Annotated in this window: 19 protein-coding genes; 8 read left to right on the top strand and 11 right to left on the bottom strand. The window is 73.1% G+C overall.

All coding sequences use genetic code 11. The annotated features are described in order from the left end of the window. Positions 1-46: 46 nt before the first annotated feature. The 4 genes from DT019_RS00955 to DT019_RS00940 all read right to left on the bottom strand — a co-directional run bounded on the left by DT019_RS00955 (position 47) and on the right by DT019_RS00940 (position 4,546). On the bottom strand, positions 47-1,312 hold the full coding sequence (locus DT019_RS00955) for a GAF domain-containing protein (RefSeq protein ID WP_189389137.1): 1,266 nt from the start codon (positions 1,310-1,312) through the stop codon (positions 47-49). Positions 1,313-1,438: 126 nt separating this feature from the next. Then, positions 1,439-2,014 (bottom strand): N-acetylmuramoyl-L-alanine amidase, encoded by a 576-nt coding sequence (locus DT019_RS00950; protein WP_114034608.1) that lies wholly within the window; start codon positions 2,012-2,014, stop codon positions 1,439-1,441. A 16-nt stretch (positions 2,015-2,030) separates the two neighbouring features. Then, positions 2,031-3,059: an acetamidase/formamidase family protein gene (locus DT019_RS00945; protein ID WP_114034607.1), complete on the bottom strand. Its 1,029-nt coding sequence runs from the start codon at positions 3,057-3,059 to the stop codon at positions 2,031-2,033. Further along, positions 3,056-4,546 carry an APC family permease gene (locus tag DT019_RS00940; RefSeq protein ID WP_223279236.1) on the bottom strand — a complete coding sequence of 497 codons (1,491 nt, stop codon included), beginning with the start codon at positions 4,544-4,546 and terminating at the stop codon, positions 3,056-3,058. Before DT019_RS00940 ends, DT019_RS00945 begins: the two co-directional genes overlap by 4 nt. 176 nt (positions 4,547-4,722) lie before the next feature. Between DT019_RS00940 and DT019_RS00935 the strand changes: the two genes are divergently transcribed. Further along, positions 4,723-5,163 (top strand): hypothetical protein, encoded by a 441-nt coding sequence (locus DT019_RS00935; RefSeq protein WP_114035260.1) that lies wholly within the window; start codon positions 4,723-4,725, stop codon positions 5,161-5,163. 170 nt (positions 5,164-5,333) lie between these two features. On the opposite strand, the gene DT019_RS00930 is transcribed toward DT019_RS00935, so the two are convergent. Together DT019_RS00930 and DT019_RS00925 are read right to left on the bottom strand one after the other, a co-directional pair. Beyond that, positions 5,334-6,608 (bottom strand): SWF or SNF family helicase, encoded by a 1,275-nt coding sequence (locus tag DT019_RS00930; RefSeq protein WP_114034606.1) that lies wholly within the window; start codon positions 6,606-6,608, stop codon positions 5,334-5,336. After that, positions 6,605-9,454 carry a DEAD/DEAH box helicase gene (locus DT019_RS00925; protein WP_114034605.1) on the bottom strand — a complete coding sequence of 950 codons (2,850 nt, stop codon included), beginning with the start codon at positions 9,452-9,454 and terminating at the stop codon, positions 6,605-6,607. Before DT019_RS00925 ends, DT019_RS00930 begins: the two co-directional genes overlap by 4 nt. A 256-nt stretch (positions 9,455-9,710) precedes the next feature. Between DT019_RS00925 and DT019_RS00920 the strand changes: the two genes are divergently transcribed. The 3 genes from DT019_RS00920 (at position 9,711) to DT019_RS00910 (ending at position 11,675) form a co-directional block, all read left to right on the top strand. Next, the gene (locus DT019_RS00920) at positions 9,711-10,772 is read left to right on the top strand and encodes a fatty acid desaturase family protein (protein ID WP_114034604.1); all 1,062 of its coding nucleotides are present in this window, start codon (positions 9,711-9,713) and stop codon (positions 10,770-10,772) included. A gap of 92 nt (positions 10,773-10,864) precedes the next feature. Next, entirely contained in the window at positions 10,865-11,047 is a 183-nt protein-coding gene (locus DT019_RS00915; protein ID WP_114034603.1) for a hypothetical protein, read from the top strand. A 76-nt stretch (positions 11,048-11,123) separates the two neighbouring features. Further along, positions 11,124-11,675, top strand: coding sequence for an MOSC domain-containing protein (locus tag DT019_RS00910; RefSeq protein WP_114034602.1), 552 nt, complete (start codon positions 11,124-11,126; stop codon positions 11,673-11,675). 93 nt (positions 11,676-11,768) lie between these two features. Here the strand turns inward: DT019_RS00910 and DT019_RS00905 are convergent, their stop codons facing one another. Further along, positions 11,769-12,290, bottom strand: coding sequence for an SAM-dependent methyltransferase (locus tag DT019_RS00905; RefSeq protein WP_114034601.1), 522 nt, complete (start codon positions 12,288-12,290; stop codon positions 11,769-11,771). Positions 12,291-12,531: 241 nt separating this feature from the next. Here DT019_RS00905 and DT019_RS00900 point away from each other — a divergent pair, with 241 nt between their 5' ends. Then, positions 12,532-13,452, top strand: coding sequence for an undecaprenyl-diphosphate phosphatase (locus tag DT019_RS00900; RefSeq protein WP_114034600.1), 921 nt, complete (start codon positions 12,532-12,534; stop codon positions 13,450-13,452). Between the two features lie 6 nt (positions 13,453-13,458). Here the strand turns inward: DT019_RS00900 and DT019_RS00895 are convergent, their stop codons facing one another. Then, positions 13,459-14,373, bottom strand: coding sequence for a hypothetical protein (locus DT019_RS00895; RefSeq protein WP_114034599.1), 915 nt, complete (start codon positions 14,371-14,373; stop codon positions 13,459-13,461). 93 nt (positions 14,374-14,466) lie between these two features. Next, a complete protein-coding gene (locus DT019_RS00890) occupies positions 14,467-14,733 on the bottom strand; it encodes a hypothetical protein (protein ID WP_223279235.1) in 267 nt (88 codons plus the stop codon). Positions 14,734-14,845: 112 nt separating this feature from the next. Here DT019_RS00890 and DT019_RS00885 point away from each other — a divergent pair, with 112 nt between their 5' ends. Beyond that, a complete protein-coding gene (locus tag DT019_RS00885; RefSeq protein WP_114034598.1) occupies positions 14,846-15,742 on the top strand; it encodes an oxygenase MpaB family protein in 897 nt (298 codons plus the stop codon). A 7-nt stretch (positions 15,743-15,749) separates the two neighbouring features. Here the strand turns inward: DT019_RS00885 and DT019_RS00880 are convergent, their stop codons facing one another. Beyond that, positions 15,750-16,271 carry a PadR family transcriptional regulator gene (locus DT019_RS00880; protein WP_114035259.1) on the bottom strand — a complete coding sequence of 174 codons (522 nt, stop codon included), beginning with the start codon at positions 16,269-16,271 and terminating at the stop codon, positions 15,750-15,752. Between the two features lie 121 nt (positions 16,272-16,392). Here DT019_RS00880 and DT019_RS00875 point away from each other — a divergent pair, with 121 nt between their 5' ends. Further along, positions 16,393-17,151: an alpha/beta fold hydrolase gene (locus tag DT019_RS00875; RefSeq protein ID WP_114034597.1), complete on the top strand. Its 759-nt coding sequence runs from the start codon at positions 16,393-16,395 to the stop codon at positions 17,149-17,151. 31 nt (positions 17,152-17,182) lie between these two features. Here the strand turns inward: DT019_RS00875 and DT019_RS00870 are convergent, their stop codons facing one another. Beyond that, positions 17,183-17,782: a class I SAM-dependent methyltransferase gene (locus DT019_RS00870; protein ID WP_114034596.1), complete on the bottom strand. Its 600-nt coding sequence runs from the start codon at positions 17,780-17,782 to the stop codon at positions 17,183-17,185. A gap of 170 nt (positions 17,783-17,952) precedes the next feature. Between DT019_RS00870 and DT019_RS00865 the strand changes: the two genes are divergently transcribed. Next, on the top strand, positions 17,953-18,720 hold the full coding sequence (locus tag DT019_RS00865) for an MHYT domain-containing protein (protein WP_114034595.1): 768 nt from the start codon (positions 17,953-17,955) through the stop codon (positions 18,718-18,720). The last annotated feature ends 31 nt before the right edge of the window (positions 18,721-18,751 follow it).

The following is an 18,751-nucleotide window of genomic DNA, read 5'->3' as shown; positions in this document are numbered from 1 at the left end:
TCCTTCTGCCGCGCCGCCCGCCCTTGGGCGGCGCACGCAGCGCAGGCTAGGCGCGGCGACGTTGCAGCCCCGTTGCGAGGCCCTGTTCGCCCATCAGATGGGCCAACTTGGCCTGAACCGCCGCCCGTTGACAGGAAGGGAGGGCGGCGGCCAGGGCCTGCCAGACGGGAAGGTCCTCCTCGCCCCAGGGGCTGTAGGCCCAGTCGGCGAGCAGGCCGGGATCGGCGCGTGCGACGAGCGCGGCCCGCAGCTGGTCGGCCAGGCGCCGGCGCAGTCGGGCCACGGCGGGCGCCTGCGAGGCGGGGAGGAGCGGTCCGCCGTAGACGGTCATCGCGGCGGCCACCGCACCCGACCCGAGACGCCGGGCCACGGTGTCGAAGTCCGCGTCCACCGGGGAGGTGAGGCGGTAGGGGCGGGAGGCGAGGAGTTCGGGGCCCAACAGGGCCCGGAGCCGGGACAGTTCGGCGCGCAGCGTGACGGGCCGCACGGATTCGTCCTCGTACAGGGCCACCAGGAGTTCGTCGCCGTTCAGTCCCTCGGGGTGGCGGGCGAGCAGGACCAGGATCTCGCTGTGACGGTGGCTCAGGCGCAGCGTGCGGCCGTCCGCGACGAGCAGTGCCTCGTCGCGGCCCAGCGCGCTCAGGCGGACGGCCTCGCGGGCGGGCGGTGGGGCCAGCAGCGCCAGTTCGGCCTCGGCGGCCCGCGCGACCGCCTGGACGAAGCCGAGGCTGTGCGGGTGGGCGAGGCCGTCGCCGCCGGTGAGGTCGACGGCGCCGAGCAGCCGTCCGGTGTGCGGGTCGTGCACGGGGGCGGCGGCGCAGGTCCACCGCTGGACCGGGCGGCGGAAGTGCTCGGCCGAGAACACCTGGACCGGCCGGTCCTCCGCCAGGGCGGTGCCCGGCGCGTTGGTGCCGACCGCCGACTCGGCCCAGCGTGCCCCGGGGACGAAGTTCATCCGCGCGGCCGCGCCCCGGGTCCGTGGATGCCCCTCGACCCACAGGAGTCGGCCGTGCGCGTCGCACACGGCCACCAGGTGCTCGCCGTCACCGGCGTACGCCCCGGTCAGCTCCCGGATCAGCGGCATGACGCGGGCGAGCGGATGGCCCTCGCGGCAGGCGGCCAGCTCCTCCTCGCCGAGTTCCACGCCGGCCGCCCCGTCCGGGCTGACCCGGGCCCGCGCCGACCGCTGCCAGGACGCCGCCACCAGCGGGCGGACCGGGCGCACCAAGCGGCCCGCGGTCGTGAACTCCTCGTGGGCGCGCCTCAGTTGGCCGCTCCGTTCGGCCGGGTCGGCTCCCGCCTCCAGGGCCACCCATGACTCGTCCCGTCTGTCCGTCAACCCGGCCTCCCCGCCCCGCACCGTATGGCCGCCTCCATCGTCGTCGCGGCGGTCCCGCCCGGCAAGGCGCACGGGGCCGGTCGACGGGCAGGGTCTGGATCAGGCGAAGTTGACCAGCCGGATGTAACGCACCCAGTCCCACTCCGGTCCGGGGTCGGTGTGGTCGGTGCCCGGGACCTGGTAGTGGCCGATGATGTGCTCGCGGTCCTTCGGGATGCCGTACCGGTCGCAGATGGAGGCGGTGAGCGCCGCCGAGTGCTCGTACAGCGCGTTGGTGAAGTAGGCGGGCTGGTCGACCCAGCCCTCGTGCTCGATGCCGATGCTGCGGGTGTTGTAGTCCCAGTTCCCCGCGTGCCAGGCGATGTCGTGCTCGCGGACCATCTGCGCGATGTAGCCGTCGGCGGAGCGCGTCACGTAGTGCGCGGAGACCTTCTTGGCGGGGTTCTGGAAGATGCCGATGGTGTTCGACCACGTCTCCTGCGTGACATGGATGACGACGTGGTCGATCGGGTACGCCGAAGGCCTGGCCGACGCGGTGTAGTTGGAAGGGGAGGCGGGCATCCAGTGCGCGCCCGGATAGTCGGTGGTGCCGTCCGCCGCGGCTTCGGTCGCCGGGAAGAGGAAGCCGGCGGCCGCCGTGGCGGCGGCGCCCTGAAGGAGCCTTCTTCGGTTCATGGAACGCACCCCTGAACTAGGCGTGGAAGGACGGGAGTTGCATGGCCCGCTCCCGCAGGTGGCGGTGCAGGCCCCGGTGCGGCTCGCCCTGCCGGGGCAGCCACTCCTTGCGGAGCTTGGCGACACAGGTGTAGTTGGTGTCGCAGACATTGGCAAGCGGCGCCTCACCCGCCTGGCTCACCAGCTGGTACGCGTCCAGCGCGCTCAGGCCGTAGTCGCGCTCCAGCCAGCGCACCAGATCCAGCTGTGAGACGCGGAAGGCGTCCTCCAGGGGCCGCGCCGAGCCCGTCGACATGAGGTGGGTGTCGGACTCGATGCGGGGCCAGGGGGTCGCGACGCCCTTGAGGAGCTCGACCACGACCACCGTGTTCATGGCGCACTCGACGGCGACCCCGCAGGTCTCGCCCTCGCCCTGGCGGGCGTGCCCGTCACCGAGGCTGAACAGGGCGCCCTCCACATTGACCCCGAGATAGCAGGTCACCCCCGCCCGCATCTCGGGCGTGTCCATGTTCCCGCCGTGGGCGTCGGGGACCAGCGCGGAGCGCACCTCCAGGTTGGCCGGGGCGACCCCTACCGTGCCGTGCATCGGGTCCATCGGCAGCTCGGCCTCGAAGTCGCTCTCGCGGGCCCGGAAGAGACAGGTCCCGCGGGCCCGGTCGAGCTCCCACATCCACACCACCTCGGGCAGCGGCGGCTGGAGCGTGGCCGTCGTATGGGTGGAGGTGAGCGCGCCGAACAGGGGGACGGTCGTGGACGCCGCCCAGTCCCGCGCGGGCCGGATCGACACGAAGTGCACGGCCAGCGTGTCACCGGGCTCCGCGCCCTCGACGTGGAAGGGTCCCGTCTGCGGATTGAGGAAGGGGAACTCGCAGACCCGGGACACCAGGTCGTCCTCGCCGCGCACCCGTCCGGCGAAGCAGTCCTCGGTGAACAGGTCCAGTACGGTCCCGGGCGCGATGCGCGCGACGGGCGCCGCGCCCCCGAACGTCCAGGCGTACTCGTTCTCCTTGGGCCGCACGGTCACGATCCGCGGGTCGTTGCTCATCCTCGTACCGCTCCTGTCTCCTGGTGGTCCTCATCGGGATCGACGAGGTGAACGCGGCCGGTCTGCGCCAGCCGCTCGGGATACCGCCTGGCGAGGACCACGAGCACCACGGCCCCAGCCGCCATCCACACCCCGACGACCGGCCCGGCGTACGACACCGGCGCGGAGAGCTCGGCGACGAAGCCGAACGCCGGGATCCCCGCGGCGGTGAGCAGCGCCGGGACGAACGCGGCGATGCCGAGTACCGGGAACAGCAGATGGCGTACGGGGCTGAGCAGTTCACGCCGTCGCCGCAGGAAGTATCCGGCGCAGGCCAGGTCGGCCACGATGTACACGCCGATGATGACGGTGACGACGACCGTGGCGAGCAGGGCGAACGCCGTCACCGGGCCGTACCGCAGACCGAGCCCCAGCATCACGGCCACCGCCACGACGAACTGCACGGCCACCCCCGTCACCGGGGAGCGGTGGCGGGGGTGGAGGCGGGCGAAGGACCGCGGGAAGACGCCGATCCGGCCGAGCGCGAAGGCCGTACGCGTCGACACGGTGGAGCACGCGTTGGCGTTCGCCACCGTCGAGTTGACCACCGCGAGGAACAGGACCACCCAGAACAGGCCGAACGAGGCGCGCGCCACGCCCTCCCACGAGGCGTCGCCCGCGGCCCCGAACCCGGCGAACCGGTCGGGGCCGAAGTAGACCGCCATCGCGTACGTGGTCAGGACGTACACCACCCCGATCGCGAGCGCCGCGCCCAGGACCGCCCGGCGCAGGGTGCGCCGCGGGTCCCTGGCTTCCTCGGCGAGCGGCGCGGCCGCCTCGAACCCGGCGAAGGCGAGCACCGTGTAGACGGATCCGGCGAACACCCCGCTGAGGCCGCCGTACCCGTGGGCGGTGTGCGAAGGGCCGAACACCGAAAGGGTGTTGGCGGACCCGGCCGCCACGATCAGCATCACCGCGAAGGCCACGAAGACGAGCACCTCGAAGACGCCGAGCACGGTGCCGAAGCGCGCCGAGGTCCGCACCCCGAAGAAGCCCGCGACCGCGATGACGACCGCTCCGGCCAGTGACCACGGCCACCACAGGTCCGCCGGGTACGACGCCCACTGCTGGTGCAGGGTGCCCGCCGTGGTGAAGCCGAGCTGGAGCAGGAGCAGGGGCGGTACCAGGGCCTCGACGAACACATAGCCCCAGCCGACCAGGAACCCGACCGCCGGGTGCAGACCCCGCGCGCTGTAGGTGGCGACCGAACCGGCGGCGGGCAGGTGGTGCGCGAGCTCCGCCACGCACGACGCCGTGAACAGGCACGCCACCAGCGCGACCAGGACGGACAGCGGCAGGCTCCCGCCCGCGAACGCGGCGCCCGCAGGAATGGACGCGGCGACGGCCGCCGCGGGCGCCATCGCGGTGACGCTCTGGAAGAGGACCTCGCGGAGCCCGACGGCGTCGGTGGCGAGCCCGCCCGTGCGCGTACTGGCTTCCCCCGGCACCGGCGGCTCCCTCTGCTCGTCAACGGGCAGACTCTGTACGGGAGTTACCGTACGTTCCGGGATGCGCGGGACGGAAGAGGACCGGGTGGCGCGAGCGCTGCCGGACCGGTCGGCGGGTGGGGACAACTCGCGCGGAGGGCTCGCGCGGCGCCGACATTGCGCAGACCCTGGAGGGTATGGCCACGCCGCCCGTACCACCGAAGCCGCCCGGTCCGCCGTACGGGCAGGGTTTCGGGCCGCCGTCCGCAGGGGGTTTCGGGCCGCCCGCCGGGCAGCCGCCGTCGCCGCCGGGCGGGGGGCGAGGAAGACGCCCCCTGGTCATCGCGATCGCGGTGGCCCTCGTGGCGATCGCCGTCATCGCCTTCGCGGTGAGCCGGGGCGGCGGCGAGAAGCCGGGCAGCCCTGCCCGCAGCGCCACCCCGAGCCCCACTCCCACCCCGTCTCTGAGCCTGCCGAGCGGTTTGCCGACCGCTCTGCCGTCCGGACTTCCCTCCCTGCCCGCGGAGGTGCCGAGCGACCTTCCCAGCGACCTTCCCAGCGAGCTCCCCAGCTCGTGGCCGAGCGACCTTCCCTCCGGCCTTCAGGGGCTGGTGGCGGCGGCGGGGTCGGCGCGGTGAACGGGCGCTGTCAGTGGGGGAGTCGGAGGTGGGGGAGCTGAAGCACCGGCGCCCCGGCCGAAGCGGGATCGGTGAGCTGCTCGTACGAAGGGTTTGCGGCCGGGCTGTCCCACCGGCCGGAGGCGCCAGGGCGCCGGGTTCGGCTACACCATGACGCCCCCTCGCGCGGCTCAGGGGCCGGTGCCCTCCTCGGCCGCGGCGAACATCGCCTCCAGGGCCGCGGCCGGGTCGCGGTCGGCCGGGCCCGCCGCGGCCCAGCGGCCGCGCTCCTTGCGGTAGGGCCACCACCGGCCGTCGCGGCCGAGCCGCAGCTGGGCGTCCCGGCCGGTCACGGTCCACCGGTTGCCGCCGGCCGGCCGCAGCGCCGGGCGCTCACCCCGCGGCCAGGCCCGGTCGAGCCCCGCCACGGCCCGGGCCAGCTCCTCCGCCGTCGGCAGCCACTCCTCCTCCAGGACGCGAAGGGAGGCGGCGCCGCCGCACCGCCAGGCCTGTACGGCGGCGGCCAGATCGGTGGAGCGGCGTCCCGAGGCGGCGGCGAGACGCGCCGATATCCGGTCGTCCCGGCATCCGGCAGCCAGCCGTACGGTGTCCTGGTCTTCGGTCAACTCGTGCTGCACGGGCTGGAGTTCGTGCCCGGGCGCGAGTGCGTCCGCGAGCATGCGGTGGGCCCGGGCCGCCGCGTCCGCCGCCAGGAACTCCAGCGCCGCCGGGTCGAGGCCGGGCTCCGGGGCCGTCTCGGTGTCCAGCCGCGCGGGCCCGCCCGGCTCCGGCGGGAGCCGCGGGACGGCGGGGAGCGGCGGCACGATGTCCCGGGCCGCGAAGGCCTCCTGGGCCGGGATGCCGTGAGGTGTCACGGACGCGTCGGGCGCGGTGGCCGCACTGCGCTCCTGGAGGGCGTCGAGCAGCGGGCGCTCCGCACGCCCCCGCATCAGCAGCAGCACGAACGGGTCCTGGTCCAGGAGCCGCGCCACCTGATAGCAGAGCGCCGCCGTGTGCGGGCAGTGGTCCCACGCCTCGCAGGTGCACTCGGGCTCCAGGTCGCCGATGCCGGGAAGGAGTTCGACGCCCGAGTTCGCCGCGTCCTCCACCAGATGGGGCGGCATCTCGCGGTCGAGCAGCGCCGCGATGTGTCCGGCGCGCTGTGCCGCCATCGCGAGGAAGCGGTCCCAGGCGTCCTCGTCCAGCTCCTGGAGCAGCACGTCGCTGCGGTGCGACGAGCCGTCCCGGTCCCGGATCACCGCGGTGATCCGCCCGGGCCGTACCGTCACCGCGCCGACGGCTCCTTTGCGTGCGAGCAGCCGTCCCCGCTTGAGCTGCTGCCCGTCGAGCGCGGTGTCCTCCAGCGCCTTCAGCCACGCCAGGCCCCACCAGCTCGTCGCGAAGCCGCGCCCGTGGGCGGCCGCGAGCGGCGCGAAGGTGCGCTCGTTCTCGTACGTGTCGCTCATCGCCCGCTCCCTCGCAGCGCCACCAGATCCGTCAGCTCGGCATCGGAGAGTTCGGTCAGCGCCGACTCGCCCGAGCCGAGCACCGCGTCCGCCAACTCCCGCTTGCGGTCCAGCATGTCGGCGATGCGGTCCTCGATGGTGCCCTCCGCGATCAGCCGGTGCACCTGGACCGGCTGGGTCTGGCCGATGCGGTACGCCCGGTCCGTGGCCTGCGCCTCGACGGCCGGGTTCCACCAGCGGTCGTAGTGGATGACATGGCCGGCCCGGGTCAGGTTCAGACCGGTGCCCGCCGCCTTCAACGACAGCAGGAACACCGGCACTTCGCCGTCCTGGAAGCGCCGCACCATCTCCTCGCGGCGCTCCACCGGCGTCCCGCCGTGCAGGAACTGGGTCGCCACCCCGCGCGCCGCGAGATGCCGCTCGATGAGGCGGGCCATCTGTACGTACTGGGTGAAGACGAGTACCGAGCCGTCCTCGGCGACGATGGTGTCCAGGAGTTCGTCGAGCAGCTCCAGCTTCCCCGAGCGGCCGCTGAGCAGGGGATCGTCCTCCTTGAGGTACTGCGCGGGGTGGTTGCAGATCTGCTTCAGGGCGGTGAGGAGCTTCACCACCAGGCCGCGCCGCGCGAAGCCGTCCGCGCCCGCGATGTCGGCGAGCGTCTCGCGCACCACCGCCTCGTACAGGCCGGTCTGCTCCGTGGTGAGGGAGACGGCCCGGTCGGTCTCGGTCTTCGGCGGCAGCTCGGGGGCGATGCCCGGGTCGGACTTGCGGCGGCGCAGCAGGAAGGGCCGCACGAGCCGGGAGAGCCGCTCGGCGGCCGCCGGGTCGGAGCCGCTCTCGGCGGCGGACGCGTACTGCGTGCGGAAGGCGGCGAGCTTGCCGAGCAGACCGGGCGTGGTCCAGTCGAGGATCGCCCACAGCTCCGAGAGGTTGTTCTCGACGGGCGTGCCGCTGAGCGCGACCCGGGCCCGGGCCCCGATCGTGCGCAGTTGCCGGGCGGTCGCCGAGTACGGGTTCTTGACGTGCTGCGCCTCGTCCGCGACCACCATGCCCCACGGCACGGCGGCCAGCTTGGCGGCGTCCAGGCGCATCGTGCCGTAGGTGGTGAGGACGAACTCGCCGTCCCTCAGGGCCTCGAGCGAGCGCGACGCGGCGTGGAAGCGGCGCACGGGGGTGCCCGGTGCGAACTTCCCGATCTCCCGCTGCCAGTTGCCCATCAGGGAGGTGGGGCACACGACGAGGGTCGGGCCCGCCGTCGCCGGATCGTCGTGGCGGTGCAGATGCAGCGCGATGAGCGTGATGGTCTTGCCGAGGCCCATGTCGTCGGCGAGGCAGCCGCCCAGGCCCAGCGAGGTCATGTCGGCGAGCCAGTTGAGGCCGCGCACCTGGTAGTCGCGCAACCGCGTGGTGAGCGCGGCCGGTTGGGCGACGGGCTGCTCGCGGTCGGCCTCGGGGTCGGCGAGCCGGTCCCGCAGCCGGGCCAGCCAGCCCGCCGCCTCGACGTCGACCCGGCGCCCGTGGATCTCGGTCGAGCCGGTCAGGACGGCCGCGAGCGCATCGACGGGCGTCACCTTGCGGTCCTGCGCCGCGCGCGCCCGGCGCACCTCCTCGGGATCGACGAGGACCCACTGGTCCCGCAGCCGCACCACGGGCCGGTTCGCCTCGGCGAGCGCGTCCAGCTCCGACCGGCTCAGCTCCGTGTCGCCCAGCGCGAACCACCAGTTGAACGCGAGCAGCGCGTCGGCGGACAGCACCGAAGGCGCCGCGGACTCGATCCGCTCGGGCCCGCGCTCCTGCGGGCCGATCACGGCCCGCGCGGTCAGTTTGCGGGACAGCTCCTTCGGCCAGTGCACCTGGACGCCGATCGCGGCCAGGGTGCGCGCAGCGGCGCCGAGCAGCTCGGCCGCCTCCTCGTCGGCGAGTTCGACCGCGTCCGGCACGGCGGCCGAGAGCAGCGGGGCCAGCGGGGACCAGGCGCGGGCCGCCCGGCGCAGGGCCAGCAGCGCGTCCATGCGGGCGCGCGGCCCGAACGCGGCCGCCGTCGCCGATCCGGCCCACACCTCGGCGGCGTCCGCGACCAGCGCGGGATCGCTCACGCTGTGCATCTGGAGCACCGCCCGGAACACCGGCCCGGAGCCGTCTGGATCGGCCGAGGCGAGCCCCGGCAGTTCGACCCGCAGGGAGATCCGTACGCCCGCGTCGTGCCCGGCGGCCACATCGGCGGCCCAGGCGCGCTGCTCGGGCAGCCGCTGCGGGACCTCGGCGGCGAAGGCCGGCGAGCCGGTGGCCCGCATCGCGGCGGGGGTGCGGGGCAGTCCGTCGGCGACCGCGTCGAGGAAGGCGCGCAGCAGTCGCTCCGGCTCCACGAGCAGCACGGGCTCCGAGGCGTCGAGCGGCACGGCGTGCGCCTCGGGAGGCATCGCGGCGGCCAGCTCGCGCACCTGGTCCAGCTCGTCCGCGCCGAGCGGGCCGACCCGCCACGCGTCGTGATCGCCGGCGGTGAGGCCGGGCAACAGCAGCCCCCGCGCGGCCAGTTGGAGTGCGAGCAGCGCGGCCGTGCCCCAGAACGCGGCGGGGCGCGAGGCCTGGGCGGAGCCCCGGACGCGGGTGAGCACGGGCAGCGCGTCCCGGGCGGGCAGCAGGAGGGCGCGCACGGGACGGGGCGCGAGGTCGGTGTCGACGACGGTCAGGTCCTCGACGGAGCCGGGGGCGGCCGGGGGTGTCGCACCGTCGGCATGCCAGAAGGCGACCCGGCCGGTGCGCGAGGGGTCGGCGGGCAGGAAGGTCACGGAACAGCGGGCGAGTTCGGCGAGCTGGGGCGGAGTGGGAGCGGGGAACCTCTGCACAGCGATAACGCATTCCTCAAATTTGACTACGTTGCCGGAGCGGCCGAGGGTACAGCAAGGAGCGGGCCGGCGGGGGCTCCGGGCGGTGAGTCACGTCACACGCGATCCGGTGAGGTGTGGTCAGCACCACCACGGTGCGCCGGGCAAACCCCCGCCCGTGGACGGGTGGAGGCGCCATGGTCGTCCAGGGGCCCCGATCCGTACGTTCGGACAGGTCAGCGCAGAGAACTGCGGGGGACGACCGACCGGAGACGTCATGCCACAGGCCACCATGCCGCAGCCCACCCAGGGCTTCGGCGCCCCTGCCGAGCCACGGGCGGGCAGCGAGTTCGCGCCGCTGCTCAAGGCGGTGAAGGGGCAGGGCCTGCTCGACCGGCGCACCGGCTGGTACGCCACCCGGATCGCCCTCAACCTGCTGGCCCTGGCCGCCACGGTCGTCGCCATGGTGTCCACCGGCGACACCTGGTGGACGCTGATGTTCGCCGTGCCGCTCTCGGTGCTCTGGGCCCGCAGCGCCTTCTTCGGCCACGACGCGGGCCACGCGCAGATCACCCGGGGCAAGGGCGCGGGCCGGCTGATCGGGCTGGTCCACAGCGACCTCCTCCTCGGCATGAGCTACGCCTGGTGGAACGACAAGCACAACCGCCACCACGCCAACCCCAACCACATCGACAAGGACCCCGACGTGGGTGTCGGCGCGCTGGTGTGGACCCAGCGCCAGGCCGAGCGGCGCGAGGGCTTCGCCCGCTGGGTCACCCGCAACCAGGCCCGGCTGTTCTTCCCGATGCTGCTCCTGGAGGGCATCGCCCTGAAGGTCTACGGATTCCTGGACCTCAGGCGACAGCCGCCCCGCGAGCGGGCCGTCGAGGCGCCGCTGCTCCTCGTCCACCTCGCCGGGTACGCCGGCCTGCTCCTGACCGTCCTGTCGCCGGGCAAGGCGCTCGTCTTCGCCCTGCTGCACCACGCCCTGTTCGGCCTGCACCTGGGCATGACCTTCGCACCCAACCACAAGGGCATGGAGATGCCCGACCCGAACGACCCGGAGGACTCGGCCTGGGGGCACCTGCGCCGCCAGGTCCTGACCTCGCGCAACGTACGCGGCGGCTTCTTCACCGACTGGTTCCTGGGCGGCCTGAACTACCAGATAGAGCACCACCTCTTCCCGAACATGCCGCGTCCTCACCTCCGGCTCGCCCAGCCGATGGTCCGCGCGCACTGCGCGGCCCTGGGCATCCCGTACGCGCAGACCACGCTCGTCGACTCCTACCGCCATGCCCTGGAGTACATGCACGAGGTCGGCGCGCCGCTGCGGAAGTGACGCATAGTGGAAGTGCTGGAACCAGCGGGCGCGGCCGTGCGTTCTCTGGGCAGGACGAGCGGTCGCGGACCGCGAAGAGGAAGGCGACGGACATGTCGAAGCGCGCGATGATCGCCGCCGGTGGAGTCGTGGCGGGGCTCATCCTGATCCCACTGATCGGTTTCTGGCTGGCCCTGCTGGTACTGATCGGCGTCCCCGTGGCGGCCTACCTCATGCTGGACCCGAGCCAGCGCCGCAGGCTGCGGAACATCTCCCGCAAGGAGCTCGGCCGCTAGGCCACCGGGGAAGGGGCTGACCTGCCGGGATAGGCTCAGCCCGATCATTGGTACGGCAGAGGGGGGGCTCCGCGCGATGAGCGGCACCAAGGGCACGGTCACGGCGGTCAGCAGCAACGGGGAGTACTCGTTCACCAAGCCGAACCGGGACGGCATCACGCTGCTTCCCGGGCTCGGCGTGGCCGGCGATGTGCACGCGGGTGTGACGGTCAAGCACCGCTCCCGCGTCGCCCAGGACCCGACGCAGCCGAACCTGCGCCAGGTCCACCTGATCCACGGGGAACTCTTCGGCGAGCTCGCCGAGCAGGGCTTCGAGGTCGCGCCGGGCCAGCTCGGTGAGAACGTCACGACCGAGGGCATCGACCTCCTGGGGCTGCCCACCGGCACCCTGCTGCACATCGGCCCGGAGGCCGTCGTCGAGGTCACCGGCCTGCGCAACCCCTGCATCCAGATCGAAGCCTTCCAGGAAGGCCTCCTCAAGCAGGTCGTCGGCCGTGACGACGACGGCAACGTCGTGCGCAAGGCCGGGATCATGAGCGTGGTCCGCGCGGGCGGCGAGATCCGGCCGGGCGACACGATCACTGCCGAGCTCCCGGTGGGCCCGCACCGGCCGCTCGAACGGGTCTGAACCAGCAGCTCAACAGGGCCGCACCGAGAGCGTGTCGGGTCGAGCGGTCTGTGCGACCGGGGACGCGGGGGTCCGGCCCCCGCGTCCTTGCCCCTACTCGTAGTAGGAGCGCATCAACTCCACCGACCACTCCGGCTGGGTGGTCTCGCCGCGGGGGCCGAACTCGGCGAGGTACGGCTTGATGTCCAGCACGGGTGTCCCGTCCACGGCGTCGAGTCCGGCGACGCGTACGTCGAGACCCTCGACGTCGAGGATGCGGCAGCGCGAGACGCCGAGCCGGTTGGGGCGGTTCTTGCCCCGCTGGGCGAAGATCCCCACCAGGGGCCAGTCCGGATTGCCCCGCGGGCGCCGGGCACCGGACTCGATCTTCTCGGGTGCCACCCGGTCGAAGTGGAAGATCACTTCGAGATGGGAGAAGTCTGCGAGGCCGTACAGTGCCTCGGCCCCGAACTGCTCGGCGTCGAGCCGGATCACGGCTGTCTCGCGATCCCAGTGGTCGTCGACGACGTTGGTCCGCCCGCCGACCACGCGTCCCACCGGTCGGCACACCACGTCGGCCCCGCCCGCGACGGTCCTGCCCGCCACCCCCGCGCCGTCGACGACCTTGTCCGTCATGCCGTTCCTCCCCTGGGTGGGTCGCAGGACGCCCCGCAGGACCGGAGCGCCGGGAGCGATCGTAGCCAGGGTGATCGGACGCCCGGCCGTCGGGACCCGCCTCAATGAACGTAAGGCGACGGCGGATTGAACTCTGACCGGACCTGGACCTGGGTTCCACAGCATGTAGTAGCTTCGCCAGGCCGCCCGTGTTCCGCGCGCGCTCCCCAGTCAGGGACCCACCACGCACCGAAAGCCGTCGATGTCTGTTCTGACCTACCCGGAAGCGATAGGCGTCGGCCTCCTCCAAGGCGTCACCGAGCTGTTTCCCGTGTCCAGCCTGGGCCACAGCATCCTGCTGCCCGCACTGCTCGGCGGCCAGTGGAAGCGGGACCTCGATGTGTCGGCCGAAGGATCGCCGTACCTGAACGTCCTGATCGGGCTGCACCTGGCCACCGCGCTCGCGCTCGTCGTGTACTTCCGCAAGGACTGGGTCCGGGTGGTGCGCGGACTGGTGAGCTCGATACGCGAGCGCCGCGTGGCCACGGTCGACCAGAAGCTGGCGTGGCTGCTGATCGTGGCCACGATCCCGGTCGGCATCGCGGGGCTGGCCCTGGACCACCTCTTCCGCTCCACGCTGGGAAAGCCCATCCCGACCGCCGTCTTCCTGGCCCTCAACGGCGTCGTGCTCTACCTGACCGAGCAGTTGCGCCGGGGCGGTACCGGCCGCCGCCGCGCGGGCGCGTCCGCGGCGCCGGGCGAGGAGCACCTGAGCCCGGACGAACTCTCGGACCGGCGCCTGACCCGGCTCACCTACGCCCAGGCGGCCTGGATCGGAGCGGCGCAGATCCTCGCGCTGTGCCCCGGCATCAGCCGCTCGGGCTCCACGATCAGCGCGGGCATCTTCCGCGGCCTGTCCCACGAGGACTCGGCCCGCTTCGCCTTCCTGCTCGCCACCCCGGTGATCGCCGCCGCGGCCCTGCTGAAGGTGCCGTCCCTCCTCGGCCACGACGGCGACGGAATCCGCGGCCAGGTGCTGGCGGGCAGCGTCGCGGCCTTCGTCGCCGGGTACGTGGCGGTCCGCTTCCTGACCAAGTACTTCGAAACCCGCACCCTGACCCCGTTCGCGATCTACTGCACCCTGGCAGGCCTCGGCAGCCTGGCCTGGCTGACGCTGGGTTGAGGGCCCTCACGCGGGCCGCACGGCGATCCCGTCCAGTGCGTCGAGGAGGGCGGGGAGTTCGGTGCCTCGGCCTATCGGGTGTACCTCGCCCGGGCATGCGTCGAGGAGGACGAAGGCGATGTCGTCCGTCCTGGCGACCAGGGACCAGCCGGGGCCGTCGGCGCGCAGGGTGCGGGCGCCGCCCGGGGCGAAGGCCGAGCGGACTCGGCCTATCGGCGGCGCCGTGTCGAGGTAGCCGCGGAGTTCGGCCAGTACGCGGCGTACGCCCGTCAACTCTCCTTCGTCAGCGGGGTGTTCCCCGTCCGTGAGTGTTGTCGTTTCGGGGGTTTCTCCGGCGGCGCCGACCGCTTCGTCCTGGGACGGCGTGGAGCTCTCGGCGGGGGAGGCTTCGTCGTCCGGCTCGCCCGGCGCGAACGCGTCGGAGCCCAGCTGCTCCCGCCACGTCGCCCACTGCAGCGCGATCTCGTCCGCGCCCAGGCGGCGTTGGGCCGGGCCCCACTCGCTCGTGTCCGGGGGCGTCAGCGGGCGGGGGATGTCCGGGGCCGGTTCGGGGTCGTGCGGGGCGGGGACGTCCGGGGCCGAGATGGCCAGCTCCAGGGGCCAGCCCGGCAGGGCCGCCACCACCGTGCGTTCGTCCGGGGACAGCTCGTACTCCATGCCGCAGTCCCAGGACGCGATCGCGACCGCCACGAGCGACACGTCGTCGACGACGACGGTCCAGCGGGCGCCCGTGCCGTCCTGGCCGAGCACGAGACCGTAGCCCTGGGCGTACGGGCCGAGGCCGAGCGCCGCACACGCCTCGGGGTAGTCGTCGCCGAGCACGCTCGGGAACTGCGCGGGCGTCAGCAGCACCGCCGTCAGCACGTACAGCGCCTCGTCTGCGGCGGTTGCGGCCGCTTCGGCCTCGTCCGTCCCGGTCACGGAATCCTCCCCTTCGCTTCGCTCGTCGGCGCACCTTAACCACTGGGTAACGCAGGCGTCGAGGGTCCCGGGGCCCCGATCCCCGGGTGCCCGTCAGGCCGCCGGCAGGCCCATCAGCTCCCGGGCGACCGCACTCGGCGACTCGTCGCGGTCGCGGGCCAGCGCGATCACCGCCCGGCAGGCCAGTTCGCGCACCCCGAAGGACAGGGCTTCCGGCGACACCCAGGCGGCCGCCTCCTCCAGGGCATCCTGGTCGTCCTCCGCGCAGGCCGCCACGTACGCGGCCGCCGCCTCGAAGAGGTTGTGGTGACGATCGTCGGCCGCTCGTGACCGGTCCGGCTTCCGGAATCTCCCGAACATCAGGGGCCCCCTTCCCGTGGACGACCCGGCCGCGGCGTCGCGGCAGCGCCGATCTTTCAAACAGTGCTGTCCAACGTAGAGTTGGACGTCCGTCGACTGATAGGGGGCAGCGGTGAATCGCTTCGACCGGCTCAGAGAAATCCAGCGGTTGGACCCGGAGCGGGACTTCCTCGCGATCTACCGGATGACGGCGACGCTGGAGTTCCCCTGGGACTACACACGCGCCCTGGAGCTCGCGCTGTACCGGACGTACGCCGTCCCCAGCATCGGCCGCCTCCTCGCCGCGACCGCGGAGCTGACAGACCGTTCGCAGAAGCGGTACGACGACACCGCCCTGCTGCTCGACGCCGTCGTCGAGCACGGCTTCGACAGCGTCAACGGGCGCGCCGCGGTCCGTCGCATCAACCAGATGCACCGCGCGTACGACATCAGCGACGACGACATGCGCTACGTCCTGTGCACCTTCGTGGTGATGCCCAAGCGCTGGATCGACTCCTACGGCTGGCGGCGCCTGAGCGACCATGAACTGCGCGCCGCGGCCCGCTACTACCAGACGCTCGGCAAGCACATGGGCATCAAGCGCATCCCGGAGTCCTACGAGGAGTTCGAGCGCTGCCTGGACGCGTACGAGGCGCTGCACTTTGCCTTCGACGACGGAGCGCGGCGGGTGTCCGACGCCACCCTCGACCTGATGGCCTCGTGGTACCCGGGCCCCCTGGCCCCCGTGCTGCGGACCGCCAGCCTCTCCCTGCTGGACGACTCGCTGCTACGGGCCTTCCGCTACGACGCGCCCGCCCCCGCGGCCCGAGCTCTGGTCCGCGGCGCACTGCGGCTGCGGGCCCGCGCCGTACGACTGCTGCCGCCGCGCTCGACACCCCATTACGCGCGGCAGAATCCGGAGGTCAAGGGCTACCGCACGGGCTACCGGGTCCAGGATCTCGGCACCTTCCCGGTGCCCGGGGCGGGCGGCTGCCCGGTCCCGCATCTGCGGGCCACCGACAGCGAGTGAGCGCGGCTCACTCCAGTGAACGCAGCGTCGCGCGGAGCCACTTGAGCTCCGCCGCGCTGGTGGCCCGGGCGATGGTGAGGATGCCGCGCCGGAACGGGTCGTCCAACTCCTCGGCGGCTACCGGGCGTTCACCCTCGTAGAAGAAGCTCGCCGGTTCCTCCAGGAAGTCCAGCCTGCGACGCAGCACGCCGGCCTGCCGTGCCGGGTCCGGTAGATGGCGCAGGAACGCGAGCAGGGTGAACCAGCGGTTCTCGTCGGTGACGTCGAGGCGGTCCGGTTCGGCGAGCCGGTGCAGCAGGTCCCGGCGGCCCGCCGCGGTGAGGGTGAGGACGTGCCGGGGTGCGGCCGCCGCGCCCGGCTGGGTCTCACGGACCAGCAGCCCCGCCTTTTCCAGCCGTTTGATCGCCGGGTAGAGCGTGCTCTCGCCGACCGGGCGCACGTGGCCGGTGAGCGCGGTGATGCGCTTGCGCAGCTCATAGCCGTGCAGCGGCGCTTCGTAGAGGAATCCCAGGATGGCGAGTTCGAGCATGCCCGCATTCTGCCGCATGCCTCATGCGCGACGGAGTACATCGTTGACGTAGTACTACGTTGGCGATGTATGGTCGGGTGCCGAGGGCGCCGAAGGGGTGCCCGGAAACGGGGAGGGCGTCATGCGACAGGTGGAGTTCGACGAGCGGGGCAGCCGGATCCGCTGGACGGAGAGCCAGGGGAAGGGGCCCGCGCTCGTGTACGTGCACGGCCTCGGCTCCATGTCGGCCGTCTACCACGCCCACGTCGCCGGACACCCGGCGCTCGCTGGACGGCGCCAGCTCTTCGTCGATCTGCCCGGCCACGGCATCAGCGACCGGCCCGCGGACTTCGGCTACACCCTGGCCGACCATGCCGACGCCCTCGCCGCGGTCCTCGACGCGGCGGGTGTCTCCGGCGCCGAACTGGTGGGGCACAGCATGGGCGGCGCCGTCGCCATCGTGCTCGCCGACCGCCGCCCCGACCTGGTCGCCCGGCTGCTGCTGTCCGAGGCCAACCTCGACCCCGACCCGGCGCCGACGGCGGGCAGCAGCGGCATCGCCTCGTACCCGGAGGAGGAGTTCGTGCGCGGCGGCGGCTTCGCCGCGGTGCTCGCCCGCGTCGGCCCGCTGTGGGCGGCGACCATGCGCCTGGCCGACCCGCTCGGCTTGCACCGCACGGCCGTCGGCCTGGTGCGGGGTACGCGGCCGACGATGCGCGAGCTCCTCATGAAGCTCCCGGTCGACCGCACCTATCTGGTGGGCGGGCTCAGCGGTGAGCTGCGCGGGCGCGCCGAACTCACCGGCTGCGGCGTCCGGGTCGTGACGATCCCGGACGCCGGTCACAACATCATGTTCGACGATCCGGCGGCCTTCGTGCGCGCGGTGGTCCGGCCGGGCTGAGCGGGTGCCCGACAGCGGGTGGGCCCGGCTCTCACCCCTCGCGCACGGCCACCGCGAGGTAGCGCTCGTCCTCGTCGGCGTACGACAGAAGCCGCCAGCCGGCCGAGGCGAGCAGGGGGCGCAGCCGGGGCTCCGCACGCAGATCGTCGTCGGTGATGCCGCGCCCCTGGCGTGCGGCGAGCGCGGCCCGGCCGATGGGGTGGAACAGCGCGAGGCGGCCGCCCGGCCGCGTGATCCGGGCCAACTCCCGCAGATTCTCGGCCGGTTGGGGCAGATGTGAGATGAGCCCGGCACCGAACACCACGTCGAGGGACGCGGTGCGCAACGGCAGCCGCGCCACATCGGCGCGGATCAGGGCGGCGTACCGGCCGCGCCCGGCCCGCACGGCTTCGGCGAGCATCTCCGGGGTGAGGTCCGCGCCGATGACGGTGCCCTCCTGGCCCACCGCGGCGCGCAGCGGCTCAAGCGCGCGGCCCGTCCCGCAGCCCGCGTCGAGGACGGCGCCGCCCCGCGCGAGCCCGAGTTCGGCCACCGCCGCGGCGTACGCGGGGCCGTCGTCGGGGAACCTGCGGTCCCAGTCGGCCGCCCGGGCGGCGAAGAATTCCTGGACGTGTGTGTGGTCTTCGGCCATGCCGCCATGATCCCCCACGGGCCCGTCGATCCCGCAGTGGCTGAAAATCGACCGTGATGGCCATGTTCGAACAAAGTCCGATCGCTCTGGAACATCCCTTCGTCATGTTCCAGCAGCTTTCGAACTGCGCCCCTGGCGTGCGCCCCTGCCCGGACTAACGTCCCTGGGCCATGGGACACCTGGACCACGCCGCTTTCGGCTGGCTGACACCCGTGCTGTCATACGTGATGGCCTGCATAGGCGCCGCCCTCGGGCTGCGCTGCACTGTACGCGCCCTCGGGGCCTCGGGCCGCTCCCGGCGCAACTGGCTGATCACCGCCGCCTCGGCCATCGGCACCGGCATCTGGACGATGCACTTCGTCGCGATGCTCGGCTTCGCCGTCACCGGCACCGACATCCGCTACAACGTGCTGCTGACCATCCTCAGCCTGCTCGTCGCCATGCTCTTCGTCGGCGCCGGGGTCTTCGCCGTCGGCTACGGCAAGGACCGCACCCGCTCCCTGTTCCTCGGCGGACTCGCCACGGGACTCGGCGTCGCCGGGATGCACTACCTCGGCATGGCGGCGCTGCGGCTGCACGGAGCGGTCCACTACGACCCTCTGCTGGTCGCGCTGTCCGTGGTCATCGCCGTCGTCGCCGCGACCGCCGCCCTGTGGGCCGGGCTCAACATCAAGTCCCCGGTCGCCGTGGCCGTCGCCTCCCTGGTGATGGGAGCAGCCGTCAGCAGCATGCACTACACCGGAATGGTCTCGGTGAGCGTGGACGTCGCCCCGAGTGGCGCCGGGCTTCCCGGGGCGACGGCGATGCAGTTCATCTTCCCCCTCGCCGTCGGCCTCGGGTCCTACCTCTTCATCACCGCCGCCTTCGTCGCGCTCTCCCCGACGGCACGCGAACGCGCCGATTACGCCTCGGCCGAACAACTCGCCCCCACGCCCTGAACACCCCGACGCGCCGCATCCGGCCCCATCC

This window comes from Streptomyces sp. SDr-06 (assembly GCF_003324565.1).
Taxonomy (GTDB): Bacteria; Actinomycetota; Actinomycetes; order Streptomycetales; family Streptomycetaceae; genus Streptomyces.
Note: the sequence above shows the minus strand (reverse complement) of the source record. Positions and strands in the feature narration are given on the sequence as shown.